This is a genomic window from Pseudoalteromonas sp. NBT06-2, assembly GCF_002276045.1.
GTDB lineage: Bacteria > Pseudomonadota > Gammaproteobacteria > Enterobacterales > Alteromonadaceae > Pseudoalteromonas.
On the sequence record NZ_NQMR01000322.1, the window covers coordinates 1 to 1,957 of the forward strand.

Sequence of the window (1,957 nt, forward strand, 5' to 3'; positions counted from 1 at the left end):
GTAAGCGTCTGGTGAAATGCACCTAGCCTAGTTTAATATTCCAAGGTAGCAGGTGCTCAATACTCTCAGGCTTTTTGGCAAGTTCATCTAAACAAGTATTCAAATAGCTATCAACTAACAAGTTATTGGCTTTGGCCGTTTCAACAATGCTATAAAGCATGGCGCTGGCTTTTGCTCCCTTTGCAGTGTTGGAGAATAGCCAATTCTTTCTACCAATAACAAATGGCTTAACTGCACGTTCTGCCCGATTATTATCTATATTAATGCGCCCATCTTCTAAGTAAGTGACAAGTTTGTGTTCTTGATTAAGCCAATAAGTAAGTGCTTCACCTAGTTTTGATTTCGGTGGGATTTTGTCTTTATTATTAATTACCCAGACATGAAGTTTATCGATAATCGCTTTTGATTTTTCTTGTCGTACTTGATATTTTTCATCAACATTTTTGTCTTTTAGCGAAGCTTCAATACCGTAGAGTTTTCCGATAAGGTTTAAAGCAACATCTGCTTTGCCTGTTTTATTTTTACCTTGCGCCGTTTTTGCGTCAACAAATTTTCTACGTGCATGTGCCATACAACCTGCTATTTTTGCTGTTGTTTTACCATAAGCACTATAACCGTCAACTTGTAAGTAACCTTGATAGCCATCAAGGTAATTAACCACACAAGATGCGGCGCGACTATTATGATAATCAAATAAAACGATATTCGGTATCATGTTAATCGTCGGTCTATCAGTACCGCAGCAATAAACCCACATGTAACTGGTTTTTTTATCTTCTTTAATTACTTTTAAGGGCGTTTCATCTGCATGAATGACAGCTTGGCTAAGTAAGGTCTTTTTTAATTTCTCATACAACGGAGCAAATAATTCTCCGCAACGCATGATCCAATCTGACATTGTTTTACGACTCAGCTCAATACCGTAATCATTGAACATTTTTTCTTGTCTATATAATGGCAAGCCATATTGATATTTGGCGCTAATAATCTGACTCAGCAAACTGCTTGTTGCAATGCCTTTAGGAATGGGGCTTGTTGGCATAGTCGCTAGCTTGATGTGATTTTTGGTACTTACTTCCTCACACTGCTTGCACGCATATTTTGGACGAATAGTTTCTATCACTTTAATATGTGCTGGTACGAACTCTAACTTTTCACTTCGCGTTTCACCTATTTGATGTAGTTTACTCTGACAGCAATCACAGATTTTATCTTCACAAGATAAATCTATAGTGACGACTTTACGGGGTAAGTTTTTTGGTAGTGGATTACGTTTTGGTTTGCTCTTAACTACGTTACTTTTATTTATTTCTGACTCGGCTAATAAAACTTTATCCGCTTCATCAATAATCTCTTCAGCTTCATTGAAGGTTTCACCTGAGCCAGGTAATTGCTCAGAGCTTTTACCGTATTGTTTTCGTTTGGCTACTTCAAAGCGTTCAAGCAAGCTATGAATGATTTCATCTTTTTTGATAACAATTTTCTGCAACTCAAGCAACATACGCTTGAGTTGTTCTGGGTCGTCTGGCAGTGAATTAGCATCAATTTTCATGCTCGCAGTTTAGCAAGTATTTTAAGTCTAATCTGTTTTCGAACTTAAATAATATTAAGGGCATGTACACGATCGTTGACTGCTATTTTGATCAAACTAGATCTGTGATTGATAGTGTAGAGGCTCATGACCAAGGACATCATATCCGGATAACAACCATTGAAGTTGCTCTGAACTTAGTGTGAATTCTTGGCTTGATATTTTGCTAGGCCATTTAAATTTTTGTTTCTCAAGTCGTTTGTACCAAAGTGCAAAGCCAGTTTTATCCCAATACAGGATTTTGAGTTTATCTTTGGCTTTATTGCAAAACACAAATAATGCGCCAGTATAGGCATCCCGAGCAAGTTCATATTCCACAATACCAGTGAGTCCATTGATGGATTTTCTAAAATCGACAAAGTCACG

General features: G+C 37.3%; 2 protein-coding genes. Both read right to left on the reverse strand.

What is annotated here, in order from left to right; translation table 11 throughout:
• Positions 1–22: 22 nt before the first annotated feature.
• Entirely contained in the window at positions 23–1,552 is a 1,530-nt protein-coding gene (tnpC, locus tag CJF42_RS25775; RefSeq protein WP_095369343.1) for an IS66 family transposase, read from the reverse strand.
• Positions 1,553–1,648: 96 nt separating this feature from the next.
• Positions 1,649–1,957, reverse strand: a 309-nt coding sequence (gene tnpB, locus CJF42_RS25780) for an IS66 family insertion sequence element accessory protein TnpB (RefSeq protein WP_141235691.1), incomplete at its 5' end; no start/stop codon positions are given.